Consider the following 15,737-nt stretch of genomic DNA (forward strand, 5'->3'; position numbering starts at 1 on the left):
TTGAAGGTAAGCCAAGGCGCGCCCGCAGCGCCTATGCTGTCCATCCGACATGCCGCAGAGGACACTGCCATGACCGAGGAATATCTGCCGCTCTCCTGCGACCTCTATGACTACATCGAGATCGCCTGCCTGCATCGCTACCAGTTGCATATCGAGCTGGCTGGCGGTGCGCGCCTGGACGCGCGTGCCATGACCACCCTGACGACCCCCGACAAGGAAGAGTTCCTGATCGTGCAGAACGAGGGTGGCCAGGAGCGCCTGCGGCTGGACCAGATAACGGCGATCACACCGTTGACCGAGGGTGCGAGCTTCGGGCGGGTGTTGCTGGGGAATCAGATCTGCTGAAGCGCGTCGCCAGCCCAGACACGCTGGATAGCCCCGCTCCGCCCGCCCCGGATTGCGTCCAGGCTACAGGAGCTGCGCTCCCACAATGAAAAACCGGGCACAAGGCCCGGTTTCGTCACCGCATTACCACATCAGGTCATCCGGCACCTTGTAGGCCGCGTACGGATCATCGGCATCCGGCTCTTCGGTCTGGGTGTTGAGCAGCACCACCCGGCGCGGATCGCGCTCCTGAATACGCAGGGCAGCATCACGGGGAATGATCTCGTAGCCGCCGCCATGGCGGACGACAGCCAGCGAGCCGCGGCTCAGCTTGTCACGCAGCATGGCGTTGACCGCGATGCGCTTGACCTTCTTCTCGTCGACAAAGTTGTAGTAGTCGTCGGTAGTCAGCTTCGGCAGGCGTGAGCTTTCGATCAGTTGCTTGATCTGCGCCGCCTTGGCCTTCTGGTCGGCCTTTTCCTGTTGCTGGCGGTTCAGCTCCTGGTCACGGGCGGCCTTCTCGGCCTGGGCCTGCAAGGCAGCCTGACGCAGGCTATCGTCCTTCTCGACCTGGTTCTTCTTCTCCAGGCGCTGTTGTTTCTGTTGCTGTTTGCCGGCCTGTTTGACCTGCTTTTCGTTCACCAGCCCGGCTTTCAGCAGCTGGTCGCGGAGGGAAAGGCTCATGACGGGGTTCAGTCTCTCGAGTTAACAGCCAAGGCTGAGTTTTTCCTGTTTCTTGGCTTCGCCCCAGAGGGCATCCAGTTCTTCCAGGGTGCAATCTTCAATGGGACGACCCGCCTCGCGCAATGCCTGTTCGATAAAGCGGAAGCGACGGTCGAATTTTGCATTGGCGCCACGCAGGGCGGTTTCCGGATCGACCTTGAGGTGACGGGTCAGGTTGACCACCACGAACAGCAAATCACCCAGCTCATCGGCGATGGCCTGCGGGTCGTTGTCGCTCATGGCCTCCAGGACCTCGTCCAGCTCCTCACGGAGCTTGTCGATCACCGGCAGTGCCTCAGGCCAGTCGAAACCCACCTGGGCCGCGCGTTTCTGCAATTTGGCGGCGCGGCTCAGGGCAGGCAACGCGGTAGGTACGTCATCCAGAAGTGAAAGCTGCTCAGGGGCATCAGCCTTCTCCGCGCGCTCCTCGGCCTTGATCTCTTCCCAGCGCTGCTTGATCGCAGCCTCTTCCAGCCGGGCCATGTCCGGCGCGCCATAGAGATCGCCGTCGGGGAAGACATGGGGGTGACGGCGGACCAGCTTGCGGGTGATTGCATCCACCACACCAGCGAACTCAAAGCGCCCCTCCTCCTTGGCCAACTGGCTGTAATAGACCACCTGGAACAGCAGGTCGCCGAGCTCGCCCGGCAGATGGTCGAAGTCACCGCGCTCGATGGCATCGGCCACCTCGTAGGCTTCCTCGATCGTGTGCGGGACGATGCTGGCGTAGTCCTGCTTGAGGTCCCAGGGGCAGCCGCACTGCGGATCGCGCAGCCGGGCCATGAGGTGCAGCAGGTCATCGAGTTGGTACATGGTGGGGGTCCCGTTATAAACGCCTGTAGGTCGGTGCGGGCCACGCTGGTTAGAGCGAAGCGAAACCCAACGCTCGCCGTTGGGCCTCGCAGGCTCGGACCAACCTACAGATCAGGCAGCCCGGTTGCGACGGGCTTCGATGATATTCGGCAGCTGCGAGATGCGCGCCAGCAACCGGCCCAGCGCGTCCAGGCCGGGGATCTCGATGGTCAGCAGCATGGCGGCGGTGTTGTCTTCCTTGTTGGAGCGGGTATTCACCGCCAGCACGTTGATGCGCTCGTTGAGCAGTACCTGGGAGACGTCACGCAGCAAACCGGAACGGTCGTAGGCGCGGATGATGATGTCCACCGGGTAGGTCTGTACCGGTACCGGTCCCCAGCTCACCTGGATCATCCGCTCGGGCTCACGACCACCCAGTTGCAACACCGATGGGCAGTCCTGGCGGTGAATGCTGACACCGCGACCAAGGGTGATGTAGCCCACGATGGGATCGCCCGGCAGCGGTTGGCAGCAGCCAGCCATCTGCGTGAGCAGGTTGCCCACGCCCTGGATCTGCACGTCTCCGCGCTTGCCAGGCTTGTTGTGAGACGGCCTCCGAGGGATCAGCTCCAACTGCTCGCTATGGCCACGCTCCGGCTCTACCAGCGCCTGAGCGGCGTTGACCACATGGGCCAAACGCAGATCGCCGGCGCCGAGGGCCGCGTACATGTCTTCGGCTGTACGCAGATTGCACTTCTCGGCCAGCTTCTCGAAGTCCACCGGCGGCAATGCCAGGCGCGACAGTTCGCGTTCGAGCATCGCCTTGCCCGCTGCGACGTTCTGGTCGCGGGCCTGCAGCTTGAACCAGTGGACGATCTTCGCCCGTGCGCGCGAGGTGGTGATGTAGCCGAGGTTCGGGTTCAGCCAGTCGCGGCTGGGCGCACCGTGCTTGCCGGTGATGATTTCCACCTGCTCGCCAGTCTGCAGTCCGTAGTTCAGCGGCACGATACGACCGTTGACCTTGGCACCGCGGCAGTTGTGGCCGATTTCGGTGTGGACGCGGTAGGCGAAGTCTAGCGGCGTGGCGCCCTTGGGCAGATCGATGGCGTGGCCATCGGGGGTGAAGACATAGACGCGGTCGGGCTCGATATCCACCCGCAGTTGCTCGGCCAGGCCACCGATGTCGCCCAGTTCCTCGTGCCATTCGAGCACCTGGCGCAGCCAGGCGATCTTCTCTTCGTAGTGGTCAGAGCTGGACTTGACGTCAGTGCCCTTGTAGCGCCAATGGGCGCAGACCCCTAGCTCGGCTTCCTCGTGCATGGCGTGGGTGCGGATCTGCACTTCCAGCACCTTGCCGTCCGGGCCGATCACCGCGGTGTGCAGGGAGCGGTAGCCGTTCTCCTTGGGGTTGGCGATGTAGTCGTCGAATTCCTTGGGAATGTGCCGCCATAGGGTGTGGACGATGCCGAGTGCGGTGTAGCAATCACGTACCTCGGGCACCAGCACGCGTACTGCACGTACGTCGTAGATCTGGCTGAATTGCAGGCCCTTGCGCTGCATCTTCCGCCAGATGGAATAGATGTGTTTGGCGCGGCCGCTGATGTCGGCCTTGATGCCGGTGGCGGCCAGCTCCTCGCGAAGCTGCTTCATCACGTCGGCGATGTACTGCTCGCGATCGAGACGGCGCTCATGGAGCAGCTTGGCGATCTGCTTGTACTGCTCCGGCTCCAGGTAGCGGAAGGACAGGTCTTCCAGCTCCCACTTGATGTGGCCGATGCCGAGGCGGTGGGCGAGAGGCGCGTAGATGTCGAACACCTCGCGGGCAACGCGGTGCCGCTTCTCCTCGTCGGTGTTCTTCACTTCACGAATGGCACAGGTACGCTCGGCCAGCTTGATCAGCGCGACTCGTACGTCGTCGACCATGGCGACCAGCATCTTGCGCAGGTTCTCCACCTGCGCCTGGGTGCCGAGGACCATCGATTGCCGGGGGTTGAGGCTGGCGCTGATCGCAGCCATGCGCAACACGCCCTCGATCAGCTTGGCGACCACCGGACCGAATCGCTGTTGCACAGCCTGCAACTGGATCTTGCCTTCACGCACGCCGCGGTAGATCACTGCAGCCACCAGGGATTCCTGGTCCAGCTTCAGGTCAGCCAGGATCTCGGCGATTTCCAGACCGGTCTGGAAGCTCGAGTTGCCCTCCGCCCAACTGTTCTGCGCGGCGATGGCCTGTTGTTCGGCGTCGCGGGCGAACTCGCACGCCTCCTTGAGTACCGCGCGGTCGAGCACCGGATCGAGGCTGATGACATGGTCCAGCCACGCCTCGAGGTTGATGCTGCCGTCCGTATTGACCGGCTGTTGCGCTCTCACCTGTACCATCTTGCCTACCTTCCCTACGACGTGAACCCCTCACGCCGAATTGTCGCCAGCCTCTGTCGTGCCGGTCGGATTACGCGGGCTTCCTAGCCCGCCTCGAATAACGCCATGGCCTCGACATGGGCCGTTTGAGGAAACATGTCGAGAATCCCGGCCTTCTTCAGCTGGTATCCCTGCTTGACCAGTTCAGCACTGTCACGCGCCAGGGTCGACGGGTTGCAGGATACATAGACCACTCGTTGCGCACCGGTTGCAGCGATCTGCCGAACGGCTTCGAAAGCACCGTCTCGTGGCGGATCGAGCAGCACAGCGTCGAACCCCTGTCTGGCCCAGGGCGCCTTGGCCAAGGGGTTCGACAGGTCGGCCTGGAAGAAGTGCACATTCTCCAGGCCGTTGGCCGTGGCATTGCCGCGTGCCCGTTGCACCATCGCCTCCACACCTTCCACCGCAACCACCTCGCGCACCTGGCGCGCCAATGGCAGGGCGAAGTTGCCGAGGCCGCAGAACAAGTCCAGCACCCGCTCGCCCGGCTGCGGATTCATCCAGTCTAGCGCCTGCGCCACCATTGCTTCGTTGACCGTTTCATTTACCTGGACGAAATCGCCGGGGCGATATTCAAGCTCCAGGTTCCAACGTTCCAGACGGTAGCCCAGGCGAGCAGCAGGCTGATCCGGTTGGGGTTCGCCCTCGCCGTGCAGCCAGAGTTGGGCCTGATGCGCCGCGCAGAACTCGCGAAGGCGCTGCAGGTCGGCCTTGCCAAGTGGCTGCGTGTGACGCAACAGCAACGCCGATGCGGTGCCATGGAATAGCTCCACATGCCCGACTACCTGGGGCTTGTCCAGGCCCCTAAGCAGGTCGGGCAGTGCCCGCATCAACGTTTGCAAGGGCTGTACCAGCACCTGGCAATCCTTGATCCCGACTATCGCCTGGCTGGCGGCCGCGCGGAATCCGACTTCCAGATGGCGGGCCTTGACATCCCAGCGCACGGCGATGCGAGCGCGGCGCCGATAACCGAATTCGGTCCCCACAAGTGGGGCCACCCACTCCTGCGGCTGGAGGTCGGCGAAACGCGCCAGCTGCTCAGCAAGCGTGCGCTGTTTCAGGGCGAGCTGTTCGACATGGGGCAGGTGCTGCAGGGTGCAGCCACCACACTGGCCGGCATGGGCGCAGGGCGGTACCAGGCGCATAGCGTTGGCGCTGAGCACACGCTCGGCACGGGCCTCCACAATCTGGCTGCGAGCCGCAAGGACACGGGCTTCCACTTCTTCACCCGGTAGCGCACCGGCAACGAACCAGGTGCGCCCTTCGACGAAGGCTATGCCACGCCCGTCATGGGCCAGCCGCTCGATGGAGAGCCGCTGCTTCTTGCCCACTGGGACTTGCTGGGACCGCGCTCCGCCGCTGGGCTGGAAGCGCAGGCCTGTGTTACGCCGGGACATGATGAACGCTCTGAAGAGATCGTGAAGAGCGGCCCGAGAGCAAAGCGGCCGGAGCGCAGCGACGAGACATATCGTTTGGACAGGCAAGGAGCGAGCACCGCCCAACGCAGCTATCGGGACGCGCAGTAGATATCTTCACAGCCGTTCTGGGTCTTCGTAGATGCCGGTGGAGAGGTAACGATCGCCACGGTCGCAGATGATCGCCACCATCACGGCATTCTCCACTTCGCGGGACAGGCGCAGCATCGCGGCCACCGCACCGCCGGAGGAGACACCGCAGAAGATGCCTTCTTCGCGGGCCAGGCGGCGCATGGTTTCTTCGGCTTCGATCTGGGCCATGTCGACCACGCGATCGACACGGTCGGCCTGGTAGATCTTCGGCAGGTATTCCTGCGGCCAGCGGCGGATGCCGGGGATGGCCGAGCCTTCCTGCGGCTGCAGGCCGACGATCTGGATATTCGGGTTCTGCTCCTTGAGGTAGCGCGACACGCCCATGATGGTGCCGGTGGTACCCATGGAGCTGACGAAATGGGTGATGGTGCCCTGGGTCTGCTGCCAGATTTCCGGGCCGGTGCCGACGTAGTGGGCTTCCGGGTTGTCGCCGTTGGCGAACTGGTCCAGCACCTTGCCACGTCCACCACGCTGCAGGCTTTCTGCCAGGTCGCGGGCACCTTCCATGCCCTCTTCGCGGCTCACCAGGATCAGCTCGGCACCGTAGGCTGTCATGGCGGCCTTGCGCTCGGCGCTCATGTTGTCCGGCATGATCAGCATCATCTTGTAGCCCTTGATGGCCGCAGCCATGGCCAGAGCGATGCCAGTGTTGCCGGAGGTGGCTTCGATCAGGGTGTCACCGGGTTTGATGTCACCACGCAGTTCGGCGCGCGTAATCATCGACAGGGCTGGGCGATCCTTGACGGAGCCGGCGGGGTTGTTGCCTTCGAGCTTGACCAGGAGGGTATTGCTGGTTTCGCCGGCCAGCCGCTGCAAACGCACCAGCGGGGTATGGCCGATGCAATCGGCGATTGTGGGGTACTGCAGGGTCATGGCGGGTTTCGCAATCCAGACGCAGGGGGTGCATATGATAGCGGCAAACCGCGCTACGCCATATCGCGCTAGCGTTTCGGCTTATGGCGTGGAGCTATATATATGTAGCGGAAAGGCATTTCTCGCGCCCCCGAATAACGAAAGCCCCGGCGGGTTTCCCGGCCGGGGCTTCCGCTTGCTGCGCTTAGAAGTGCACGCTGGCGGTGAACTGCGCGATACGGCCAGCCGCATGGTTGACGATGCTGGTCACCACGCCGGCACGATCACCCACCGCGCCCGGGTCCACCACCTCGCTATCCAGGTAGCTGTAGCCGGCGAATACCTGCCACTTGTCGGTCAGCCTGCCGCTGGCAGGTGAGCCAATGGTTGTCGAAATTAATTGACATGTCTTATTCGCATCTTTTTTACAACATTTCCAAAGTAATCCGTGAGCGCAAAAAGGCCCCGAGCGCTTCGGTTTTACAGGCTGAATGAAAATAAATACTATTCGCCTCCATCTCAGTTTTCCCCGGTGCACCGCCATGCTTCTGCACATTCCCGGCATCTTCACTTCAGAAGAGGCAACGCGCATCCGCGAGGCCCTGGAGCAGGCCGACTGGTTGGACGGCAAGGCTACTGCGGGATACCAGTCAGCCAAGGCCAAGCACAACGAGCAATTGGCAGAAGGCGACCCGCTGGCTCGCGAAATCAGCAGTGCCATGCTGCAACGGCTGCGGAACAACCCCCTGTTCGTATCCGCGGTCCTGCCGAACAAGGTCTATCCGCCGCTGTTCAATCGCTACCGGTGCGGCGGCACCTTCGGCTACCACATCGACAACGCCGTGCGCCCAATCAAGGGCAGCTCCGAGCACGTCCGCACCGATGTGTCCGCCACGCTGTTCTTCAGCGAGCCGGATGCCTACGACGGCGGAGACCTGGTTATCCAGGACACCTATGGCGCCCATCGCGTGAAACTGGCAGCCGGCGACCTGGTGATCTACCCCTCCAGCAGCCTGCACCAAGTGGAACCGGTTACCCGTGGTGAACGCCTCGCCTCGTTTTTCTGGATCCAGAGCATGGTCCGCGAGGACAGTCAGCGGACGCTGCTGTTCGAGATGGACCAGGCCATCCAGAGTCTTGCGCGTGACGTTCCGGACCATCCCGCATTGGTCCAGCTCACAGGCAATTACCACAACCTTCTGCGTCGCTGGGTCGAGGTCTAGGCATGCACCTCACCCTGACACGCACTGAAACCCTCAGCAGCGAAGAACTTCGCGAACGTCTGGCCAGCGATCCGCGCCAGGCAGCCCGAACCATTCTTAGCGCCGCGCGGGACGGGGTGACTGAAGCACAGACGCTGCTGGGCCAGATTCTCCTGGACGGCCAGGGCATCGAGCAGGACGCCGCGCTGGCGCGCACCTGGTTCCAGATCGCCGCCGAGCGCGGCGACGCCATGGCGCGGAACATGCTCGGCCGTTGCCTGGAGCAGGGCTGGGGAGGCCTGATCGACCTGCCTGGCGCCGCGTCTCACTTTCGCATGGCCGCGGCAGCGGGACTCGATTGGGGGATGTACAACTTCGCGGGTCTGCTGGCCACCGGACGCGGCGTCCAGCGCGATCAGCACCAGGCCATGGCGCTCTACCTGCGCGCGGCACAATTGGGACATGCCAAGTCGATGAACCTGGTGGGGCGCTATTACGAGGAAGGCATCACTGTTGAGCCTGATTCCAAGGTTGCCTTCGCCTGGTATCGCCGCTCCGCCGAAGCTGGCGACTTCCGCGGCCAGTTCAGCCTTGCTGCGGTGCTGGCGGCCAAAGGCGAGGTGGATGAAGCCGTCCACTGGCTGGAACAGGCCCTGGCGGGAGGGAACCTCAATTTCCTGCGAGCCAGCCGCGCCAGCCTGGCTGAAGCGGCAGAATCACGCATCCAGGCGCTGGCCCTGCCCTACTACCAGCGCGCGGCCGAACTGGGCGACGACAGCGATCGCGAGGCGCTACAGGAATACCTGTTGATAGCGCACCGGTAAACCAAACGTAAAAACTTTCTTTTGAGAAACCCTCTCATCTGATCCCCTCCATTTTTTCACCGGGGAGAAACTTGCGATGAGCACAAACAGGTCCGAGGGCGCCATTCTGCCTTCGGCAAACCTTAGCCTGGCCGCGAAGAAACGCGGTGGTGCGGACTATTCCGGCAAGGAGATGAAGTACATCGCCCCGGAAAGCCTCAGCCTGTGGGCCACCTGCAGGCCGTTCGCCGAACTGACCACCAACGTCAGGTTCTGACCTGTGACGGGGCGGCTCAGCTCGGGCTGCCCTGCCAGACCGGCAGACGAAGGTACATGCACAGCCCGGATCGAGGTTACGCGCCCAGACCGCCCCACCCTGCAGGACGATCGCGCTGCGGCGATGCTCAAACCCAAACCGAAGCCGCCATCCCCTGACGTGCCTGGTTGAGCCGGGCGAAGGGTTCGAGCATCAGTTCCAGTTGTTCTTCGAGTACACCTGAGCCTTCGTCGCGGAGATCGTCCTTGATAGCCAGGATTCGAGCGGGAGCGCGATGGATACCTAGCACGGAGATCACCTGCAAACAGGAATGATTACGTAGAGCGCCGGCAATTCTACAAGACGGCCAGCAGATTCCCACCCAATGAGTCGCTACACTGCGCGGAAAGCGCATGGGGAGAGGATGGGCGTGTACAAGGATCTGGGTATCAAGGGCCGCGTGCTCATGCTGACGTTGCTGCCCACCAGCCTGCTGGCACTGGTATTGGGCGGCTATTTCACCTGGGTGCAGCAGGCCGACATGCAGGCCCAGCTGCTGCAACGCGGCCAGATGATCGCCGAGCACCTGGCGCCTCTCGCTGCTCCCGCATTGATTCGCGGGGACGCTGTGTTGCTGGAGCGCATCGCCGACCACGCGCTGGACCAGGCCGATGTGCGCGCAGTGAGTTTCATCGGTGCTGATCACAAGCGCCTCGCCCATGCCGGGCCCCGCATGCTCAATGAAAGCCCTGATGGCGAAGGCAACAATCTCTCGCTGACGAGCAACACGGAGGCCACTCGCTTCCTGCAGCCAGTGTTCGAGCGCCATCGGGTGCTTTCCGGCGACAAGACACCACTACCCAACGACAACCTGCTGGGTTGGGTTGAACTGGAAATGTCCCACCAGGGCACCTTGCTGCGCGGCTATCGCAGCCTGCTCGCCAGTCTGTTGCTGATCTCCACGGGCCTGGGTGTCACCGCTTTGCTGGCCCTGCGCATGAGCCGCGCGATCAACGACCCCTTACGCCGCATCAAGCAGGGTGTCGCGCTGCTCAAGGAGGGTCGCCTGGAAACCCGCCTGCCCCCGCTGGGTAGCCATGAACTGGACGAACTGGCGTCAGGCATCAATCGCATGGCAGAGGCCCTGCAGACCGCCCAGGAAGAACTGCAGCACAACATCGACCAGGCCACCGAGGACGTCCGCCAGAACCTCGAGACCATCGAGATCCAGAACATCGAGCTGGACCTGGCGCGCAAGGAAGCCCTGGAGGCAAGCCGCATCAAGTCAGAGTTCCTCGCCAACATGAGCCACGAGATCCGCACTCCGCTCAACGGCATTCTCGGTTTCACCAACCTGCTGAAGAAAAGCGACCTCACCTCACGCCAGCAGGACTACCTCGCCACCATCGAAAAATCCGCCGACAGCCTGCTGGGAATCATCAACGAGGTGCTCGACTTCTCGAAGATCGAGGCCGGCAAACTGGTCCTGGAGAGCATCCCCTTCAATCTCCGCGACCTGGTCCAGGACACCCTCACCATCCTTGCCCCGGCTGCCCACGAGAAACACCTGGAGCTGGTCAGCCTGGTCTATCGCGACACCCCCCTGCACCTGATGGGCGATCCGATGCGTCTCAAGCAGGTCCTGACCAACCTGGTGAGCAATGCCATCAAGTTCACCCGCGAAGGCAGCATCGCCGTGCGCGCCATGCTCGAAGACGACAGCGACGACGAGCTGGCGCAGTTGCGCATCAGCGTTCAGGACACCGGCATCGGCCTGACCGACGCAGACTTGCGCGCCTTGTTCCAGGCCTTCACCCAGGCCGACAACTCCCTCTCCCGCCAGGCCGGTGGCACCGGTCTCGGCCTGGTGATATCCAAGCGCCTTATCGAACAGATGGGCGGTGAGATTGGCGTCAGCAGCACACCGGGGGTCGGCTCGGAGTTCTGGATCACGCTCAGCCTGCCCAAGTCGCTGGACGAGATGGAGAGCGGTGTACAACCCCAACTGGAAGGCCGTCGCATAGCCGTGCTGGAGCCACAGGAACTGACACGGCAGTCGCTGCATCACCAACTGGAAGACTGCGGCCTGGAAGTGTTGGACTACCCGAGCATCAGCGCTCTGGTGGACGACGTCGCCGCACGCCGCCTGAGCAAGCGCCCAATCGGCCTCGCCGTGATCGGCGCCGACGTCCAGGCACTTTCACCAGAGCAGCTCAGCCAAAGGGTCTGGGATCTCGAACAGCTCGGCTGCAAAAGCCTGGTGCTCTGCCCCACGACCGAACAGGCGCTCTACCATCGCGCCCTGCCCGAAGCGCATAGCCAATTGCAGGCCAAGCCCACCTGCACAATCAAGCTGCAGCAGGCCCTGAGCGGCCTGGTCAGCCCCCGCCAAATGCGCGTCGAGCCGCAGCAACCGAACAACAGCCGTGCGCCACGTCTGCTCTGCGTCGACGACAACCCGGCCAACCTACTTCTGGTGCAGACCCTGCTGACGGACATGGGCGCCGAAGTGCGAGCCGTCGACAGCGGCTTCGACGCCATAGAAGCCGTGCAACGCGAGCGCTTCGACCTGATCCTGATGGATGTGCAGATGCCCGGCATGGATGGCACCCAGGCCACCGAGGCGATCCGCCGCTGGGAAAGCGACCAGCGCATCGATCCGGTGCCCATCGTCGCCCTCACCGCCCACGCTCTGGCGAACGAAAAGCGCGCCCTGCTCCAGGGCGGAATGGACGACTACCTGACCAAGCCCATTGGCGAACGCCAGCTGGCCCAGGTCGTCCTCAAATGGACCGGCCTCAGCCTCGGTAGCCAGCCCGTGCAACGCCAGGGGCGTGAAGGCCGGTTGGATGATGGCCTGGAAGTGCTCGACCCGGAGGAAGGGTTGCGCCTGGCCGCGGGCAAGGCGGACCTTGCCGCGGACATGCTTTCGATGTTGCTGGCCTCTCTCGACGCAGACCGCGAAGCCATCCAGCTCGCCGCCCGCAGTGGCGACCGCACCACCCTGCTGGAACGCGTTCACCGCCTGCACGGCGCCACTCGCTACTGCGGCGTTCCACAACTGCGCGCAGCCTGCCAGCGCAGCGAAACCCTGCTCAAACAGAACGATCCCGGCGCCCCGCAGGCACTGGCTGAACTGGATGCGGCCATCGCTCGCCTCGCCGAAGTGGCGCGAATGGAGGCCTGACCCGGAACAACGTGCAGTGGCCAGACGCCAGCTATGCTGCTGGGCAACCAAGGAGAATCCATGCGCACCATTCTGTTCAGCAGTCAGGCCTATGATCGCGAGAGCTTCCTCGGGGCCGGCCCAAACTTCGAGCTGCACTTCCAGCAGACGCGGCTGACCCTCGACACCACGGCCCTGGCCAATGGTTTCGATGTGGTCTGCGCATTCATCAATGACGACCTGTGCGCCCCCGTACTGGAGCGCCTGGCCAGCGGCGGTACACGACTCATCGCCCTGCGTTCGGCCGGCTACAACCATGTCGACCTGGCGGCCGCCAAGCGCCTCGGCCTGACCGTGGTGCGAGTACCGGCCTACTCCCCCCATGCCGTAGCCGAGCACGCGGTAGCGCTGATCCTGGCGCTCAACCGACGCCTGCATCGTGCCTATAACCGCACCCGCGAAGGCGACTTCACCCTCCACGGCCTGACTGGTTTCGATCTGGTAGGCAAGACCGTCGGCGTGGTCGGCACCGGCCAGATCGGCGCCACCTTCGCTCGCATCATGGCCGGCTTCGGCTGCGGCCTGCTGGCCTTCGATCCGCAGCGCAATCCGAGTGTCGAAGCGATGGGCGCGGTCTATGTCGAGCTGCCGGAATTGCTGGCCGATAGCGACGTCATCAGCCTCCATTGCCCGCTCAATGAGGCCACCCGGCATCTGATCAACTCCAGTAGCCTGGAACAGATGAAACCCGGTGCCATGTTGATCAACACCGGGCGCGGTGCCCTGGTGGATACGCCAGCGCTGATCGATGCGCTGAAATCCGGCCAGCTCGGCTACCTGGGCCTGGATGTCTATGAAGAAGAAGCCAACCTGTTCTTCGAGGACCGTTCCGACCTGCCCCTGCAGGACGATGTGCTGGCGCGACTGCTCACCTTTCCCAACGTGATCATCACCGCCCACCAGGCCTTCCTCACCCACGAAGCCTTATCCGCCATAGCCCGCACCACCCTGGATAACATCCTCGCCTGGGCCGCCGGACGGCCGTGCAATCAGGTGGACGCCTAGGCCGTGTTAGCATGCGCGGCGCTTCCGGAGGACCTATGGCCGAACACGATTTCCGTTACAACCTGCTCAATCCCGCCCACACCTTGAACGAATGCCGCGCCCTCTCCCCGGGCCTCTACCAGGTAACGGGTACCGGCGGCTCGATCAAGACTGGCGACACCCTGCTGGTAACCCTCAAAGGCAGCCGCGACCTCAGCATGCGCCTGACCGTGGACAAGGTGCGCCACCTGATCAACCCGCCCGGCCAGTGGCTGGCGGTGGCCAAGGGCCCGGTTTTCAAGGAGCTCTCGATTCACAACTGGCAAGTTGACTGTGACGCCTGCGGCGCGCACCTGGACTTCGAGTTCGCCGTCGACGGCGGCCTCGGCAAGCAGGCCCAGGCCCCCGCCGCCGAAGCGCGTATCGCGGAGCTGGGCTGGCGCAGTCAGGCTGGCAAGCATTACTGCCCGAACTGTCGTCAGGAGGACGCCCAATGATCCCAAAAACCCTGCTGCTGACTGCCGTGGCTGCCGCTCTCACAGGCTGCGCCACTGACCGTCCGCAACTGGAAACCGGCACGACCTATCAGGTGGAGTGGATCGGCGAACGCCCGCTGATCGACCGTAGCCACCTGACCATCACCCTGGGCGACGACAACCGCGCCTACGGCAACGCCGGCTGCAACCACTGGTTCGCGTCCTACACCCTGGAAGGCGACAAGCTCACCTTCGGCGCCGCCGGCAGCACCCGCAAGATGTGCGCCCCTGCACTGATGGAGCAGGAACAGCGCTTCCTCGACTCCCTGGGCAAGGTGCAACGCTGGGACATTTCCCCCATCGACCAACTGCGCCTGTGGCCCGCCGAAGGCAAGCCGATCCGGCTTTGGCCGGCGGAAGGTTGATCTCCTCCTCCCGCGCCATCCTTTCAATGTAGGGGTAAACTCACTCGCCAAGAGCAGCAACGCTGCCCCTCGCGGCGTCGAAGGGCAGGCCTTCGACCTGCTTGGCGAATGAGTTCGCCCCTACAAAAAGGCGGGGCGTGCGTCAGAACAGGGATAGTTGCTCGAGCGAGCCACGCAGGTCCTGCAACCTCACCCCCACGCCAATCAGGCGCACCGGTTTGTCGCCACGGGCGAATGCCGTGCTCAGCAGTTGCCGATAGCTGTCCAGGTCACGACGGGCACCGGCCTGTTCCAGAGTGGTCTGGGTGAAGTCGTGGAACTTCAGCTTCACGAAGGGTTTATCCGGTTTGTAGCTGGCATCCAGCCGCGCCATTCGCCCGCGTAGTTCATCCAGCAGGGCCGGTAGTTGCTCAAGGCAGGCGTCCAGATTCGGCAAATCCTGGTCATAGGTGTTTTCCACGCTGATGGACTGTCGGCGGCTGTCCACCTGCACGATGCGGTCGTCCTGACCACGGGCCAGGTTGTAGAGGCGCTCGCCGAAGCTGCCGAACTCTCGTGCCAGTGCCAGCTTGCTCCAGTCGCGAAGGTCCGCACAGGTGCGTACCCCCAGGCGCGCAAGCTTCTCTGCAGTCACCTTGCCGACCCCATGCAGCTTGCCCACCGGAAGCGCGGCGACGAATTCGTCCACCTGGTCCGGCGTGACCACGAACAGGCCATCCGGCTTGCGCCAGTCACTGGCGATCTTGGCGATGAACTTGTTGGGCGCAACACCAGCGGACACCGTGATATGCAACTCCGCCGCCACTCGCCGGCGAATTTCCTGGGCAATGCGCGTTGCGCTGCCATTGAAATGCGGGCTGTCGGATACATCCAGGTAAGCCTCGTCCAACGACAACGGCTCGATGATCTCGGTGTAGTCGCGAAAAATCTGGTGGATTTGCCGCGACACGGATTTATAGACATCCATCCGCGGACGGACGATGTTCAGGTCCGGGCACAACTTGACGGCCGTGCGCATCGGCATGGCCGAGCGTATTCCGTAGGCCCGTGCGTCGTAGTTGCAGGTAGCCACGACCCCGCGCTTGTCCGGGGAACCACCCACGGCCAGGGGCTTACCCGCCAAAGCAGGGTCATCGCGCATTTCGATAGCGGCGTAGAAGCAGTCGCAGTCAATGTGGATGATTTTTCGTTGCGGCATGGCGGTAGGTGGCGCAGGGGCGGTTCGGGTAACCGGCGATGATACAGCAGCCGTCGCTCCCGCCGGCCGCTCTAGCGTAGTAGTAAGCCAGCCTTGCCCTCTCCGCGGATTGCTAAATATTTGAGGGAAAAAGATTTTTTCTGAGAAATCGTTTGACAGCCCCTCGCAGAACTGTAGAATTGCCGCCGCGGGATGGAGCAGTCTGGTAGCTCGTCGGGCTCATAACCCGAAGGTCGTTGGTTCAAATCCAGCTCCCGCAACCAACATTAGGAAAAGGCCACTCTTCGGAGTGGCCTTTTTCGTTTGGGCTCGAATTAAGTATTTGATTTAAAAAGCAGAAATCATTTGACAGCCCCCCGCCGATCTGTAGAATTGCCGTCGCGGGATGGAGCAGTCTGGTAGCTCGTCGGGCTCATAACCCGAAGGTCGTTGGTTCAAATCCAGCTCCCGCAACCAACATTAGGAAAAGGCCACTCTTCGGAGTGGCCTT

General features: G+C 63.1%; 15 protein-coding genes and 2 tRNA genes. 10 read left to right on the top strand and 7 right to left on the bottom strand.

Going from position 1 to position 15,737, the window contains the following annotated elements:
• The first annotated feature begins 69 nt into the window (after nucleotides 1–69).
• Nucleotides 70–345 carry a Rho-binding antiterminator gene (locus tag SA496_RS19650; protein ID WP_069086607.1) on the top strand — a complete coding sequence of 92 codons (276 nt, stop codon included), beginning with the start codon at nucleotides 70–72 and terminating at the stop codon, nucleotides 343–345.
• Nucleotides 346–468: 123 nt separating this feature from the next.
• Here the strand turns inward: SA496_RS19650 and SA496_RS19655 are convergent, their stop codons facing one another.
• The 5 genes from SA496_RS19655 to cysM form a co-directional block, all read right to left on the bottom strand.
• On the bottom strand, nucleotides 469–1,008 hold the full coding sequence (locus SA496_RS19655; protein WP_120654921.1) for a DUF2058 domain-containing protein: 540 nt from the start codon (nucleotides 1,006–1,008) through the stop codon (nucleotides 469–471).
• 21 nt (nucleotides 1,009–1,029) lie between these two features.
• A complete protein-coding gene (gene mazG / locus SA496_RS19660) occupies nucleotides 1,030–1,860 on the bottom strand; it encodes a nucleoside triphosphate pyrophosphohydrolase (RefSeq protein ID WP_330114337.1) in 831 nt (276 codons plus the stop codon).
• A gap of 111 nt (nucleotides 1,861–1,971) precedes the next feature.
• Nucleotides 1,972–4,218 carry a GTP diphosphokinase gene (relA, locus tag SA496_RS19665; protein ID WP_120654919.1) on the bottom strand — a complete coding sequence of 749 codons (2,247 nt, stop codon included), beginning with the start codon at nucleotides 4,216–4,218 and terminating at the stop codon, nucleotides 1,972–1,974.
• 83 nt (nucleotides 4,219–4,301) lie between these two features.
• On the bottom strand, nucleotides 4,302–5,654 hold the full coding sequence (rlmD, locus tag SA496_RS19670; protein ID WP_330114338.1) for a 23S rRNA (uracil(1939)-C(5))-methyltransferase RlmD: 1,353 nt from the start codon (nucleotides 5,652–5,654) through the stop codon (nucleotides 4,302–4,304).
• A gap of 135 nt (nucleotides 5,655–5,789) precedes the next feature.
• The gene (gene cysM / locus SA496_RS19675; RefSeq protein ID WP_120654917.1) at nucleotides 5,790–6,698 is read right to left on the bottom strand and encodes a cysteine synthase CysM; all 909 of its coding nucleotides are present in this window, start codon (nucleotides 6,696–6,698) and stop codon (nucleotides 5,790–5,792) included.
• 521 nt (nucleotides 6,699–7,219) lie between these two features.
• Between cysM and SA496_RS19680 the strand changes: the two genes are divergently transcribed.
• The 3 genes from SA496_RS19680 (at nucleotide 7,220) to SA496_RS19690 (ending at nucleotide 8,959) form a co-directional block, all read left to right on the top strand.
• Nucleotides 7,220–7,900, top strand: coding sequence for a Fe2+-dependent dioxygenase (locus SA496_RS19680; RefSeq protein WP_330114339.1), 681 nt, complete (start codon nucleotides 7,220–7,222; stop codon nucleotides 7,898–7,900).
• Between the two features lie 2 nt (nucleotides 7,901–7,902).
• Nucleotides 7,903–8,703, top strand: a complete 801-nt coding sequence (locus SA496_RS19685; protein WP_330114340.1) for a tetratricopeptide repeat protein — start codon at nucleotides 7,903–7,905, stop codon at nucleotides 8,701–8,703.
• A 76-nt stretch (nucleotides 8,704–8,779) separates the two neighbouring features.
• Entirely contained in the window at nucleotides 8,780–8,959 is a 180-nt protein-coding gene (locus SA496_RS19690) for a hypothetical protein (RefSeq protein WP_330114341.1), read from the top strand.
• 127 nt (nucleotides 8,960–9,086) lie between these two features.
• Here the strand turns inward: SA496_RS19690 and SA496_RS19695 are convergent, their stop codons facing one another.
• Nucleotides 9,087–9,248: a hypothetical protein gene (locus SA496_RS19695; RefSeq protein ID WP_153920858.1), complete on the bottom strand. Its 162-nt coding sequence runs from the start codon at nucleotides 9,246–9,248 to the stop codon at nucleotides 9,087–9,089.
• Nucleotides 9,249–9,368: 120 nt separating this feature from the next.
• Here SA496_RS19695 and SA496_RS19700 point away from each other — a divergent pair, with 120 nt between their 5' ends.
• From SA496_RS19700 to SA496_RS19715, 4 genes are read left to right on the top strand one after another with little or no spacing between them, the layout of a single operon-like run.
• Nucleotides 9,369–12,125 (top strand): ATP-binding protein, encoded by a 2,757-nt coding sequence (locus tag SA496_RS19700; protein WP_120655370.1) that lies wholly within the window; start codon nucleotides 9,369–9,371, stop codon nucleotides 12,123–12,125.
• 60 nt (nucleotides 12,126–12,185) lie between these two features.
• Nucleotides 12,186–13,169: a 2-hydroxyacid dehydrogenase gene (locus tag SA496_RS19705; protein ID WP_120655369.1), complete on the top strand. Its 984-nt coding sequence runs from the start codon at nucleotides 12,186–12,188 to the stop codon at nucleotides 13,167–13,169.
• Nucleotides 13,170–13,204: 35 nt separating this feature from the next.
• Nucleotides 13,205–13,645, top strand: a complete 441-nt coding sequence (locus SA496_RS19710; protein WP_120654912.1) for a hypothetical protein — start codon at nucleotides 13,205–13,207, stop codon at nucleotides 13,643–13,645.
• A complete protein-coding gene (locus tag SA496_RS19715) occupies nucleotides 13,642–14,049 on the top strand; it encodes an META domain-containing protein (protein ID WP_120654911.1) in 408 nt (135 codons plus the stop codon). Before SA496_RS19710 ends, SA496_RS19715 begins: the two co-directional genes overlap by 4 nt.
• Before the next feature lie 142 nt (nucleotides 14,050–14,191).
• Here SA496_RS19715 and dinB read toward each other — a convergent pair whose 3' ends face one another.
• Nucleotides 14,192–15,247: a DNA polymerase IV gene (gene dinB / locus SA496_RS19720; RefSeq protein WP_120654910.1), complete on the bottom strand. Its 1,056-nt coding sequence runs from the start codon at nucleotides 15,245–15,247 to the stop codon at nucleotides 14,192–14,194.
• A 186-nt stretch (nucleotides 15,248–15,433) separates the two neighbouring features.
• On the opposite strand from dinB, the gene SA496_RS19725 reads away from it, so the two are divergent.
• Nucleotides 15,434–15,510, top strand: a tRNA-Met gene (locus SA496_RS19725).
• A gap of 116 nt (nucleotides 15,511–15,626) precedes the next feature.
• Nucleotides 15,627–15,703: transfer RNA gene (locus SA496_RS19730), tRNA-Met, on the top strand.
• Nucleotides 15,704–15,737: the final 34 nt, after the last annotated feature.

The sequence above is a fragment of the Pseudomonas sp. JS3066 genome, assembly GCF_036328175.1.
In the GTDB taxonomy this organism is placed as follows: domain Bacteria; phylum Pseudomonadota; class Gammaproteobacteria; order Pseudomonadales; family Pseudomonadaceae; genus Metapseudomonas.

Coding starts and splice junctions, on each gene's coding strand:
- relA (WP_120654919.1), bottom strand. CDS start 4,218: ATGGTACAGGTGAGAGCGCAACAGCCGGTCAATACGGACGGCAGCATC.
- SA496_RS19685 (WP_330114340.1), top strand. CDS start 7,903: ATGCACCTCACCCTGACACGCACTGAAACCCTCAGCAGCGAAGAACTT.
- dinB (WP_120654910.1), bottom strand. CDS start 15,247: ATGCCGCAACGAAAAATCATCCACATTGACTGCGACTGCTTCTACGCC.
- SA496_RS19705 (WP_120655369.1), top strand. CDS start 12,186: ATGCGCACCATTCTGTTCAGCAGTCAGGCCTATGATCGCGAGAGCTTC.
- SA496_RS19690 (WP_330114341.1), top strand. CDS start 8,780: ATGAGCACAAACAGGTCCGAGGGCGCCATTCTGCCTTCGGCAAACCTT.
- cysM (WP_120654917.1), bottom strand. CDS start 6,698: ATGACCCTGCAGTACCCCACAATCGCCGATTGCATCGGCCATACCCCG.
- SA496_RS19715 (WP_120654911.1), top strand. CDS start 13,642: ATGATCCCAAAAACCCTGCTGCTGACTGCCGTGGCTGCCGCTCTCACA.
- SA496_RS19655 (WP_120654921.1), bottom strand. CDS start 1,008: ATGAGCCTTTCCCTCCGCGACCAGCTGCTGAAAGCCGGGCTGGTGAAC.
- rlmD (WP_330114338.1), bottom strand. CDS start 5,654: ATGTCCCGGCGTAACACAGGCCTGCGCTTCCAGCCCAGCGGCGGAGCG.
- SA496_RS19650 (WP_069086607.1), top strand. CDS start 70: ATGACCGAGGAATATCTGCCGCTCTCCTGCGACCTCTATGACTACATC.
- SA496_RS19680 (WP_330114339.1), top strand. CDS start 7,220: ATGCTTCTGCACATTCCCGGCATCTTCACTTCAGAAGAGGCAACGCGC.
- SA496_RS19710 (WP_120654912.1), top strand. CDS start 13,205: ATGGCCGAACACGATTTCCGTTACAACCTGCTCAATCCCGCCCACACC.
- mazG (WP_330114337.1), bottom strand. CDS start 1,860: ATGTACCAACTCGATGACCTGCTGCACCTCATGGCCCGGCTGCGCGAT.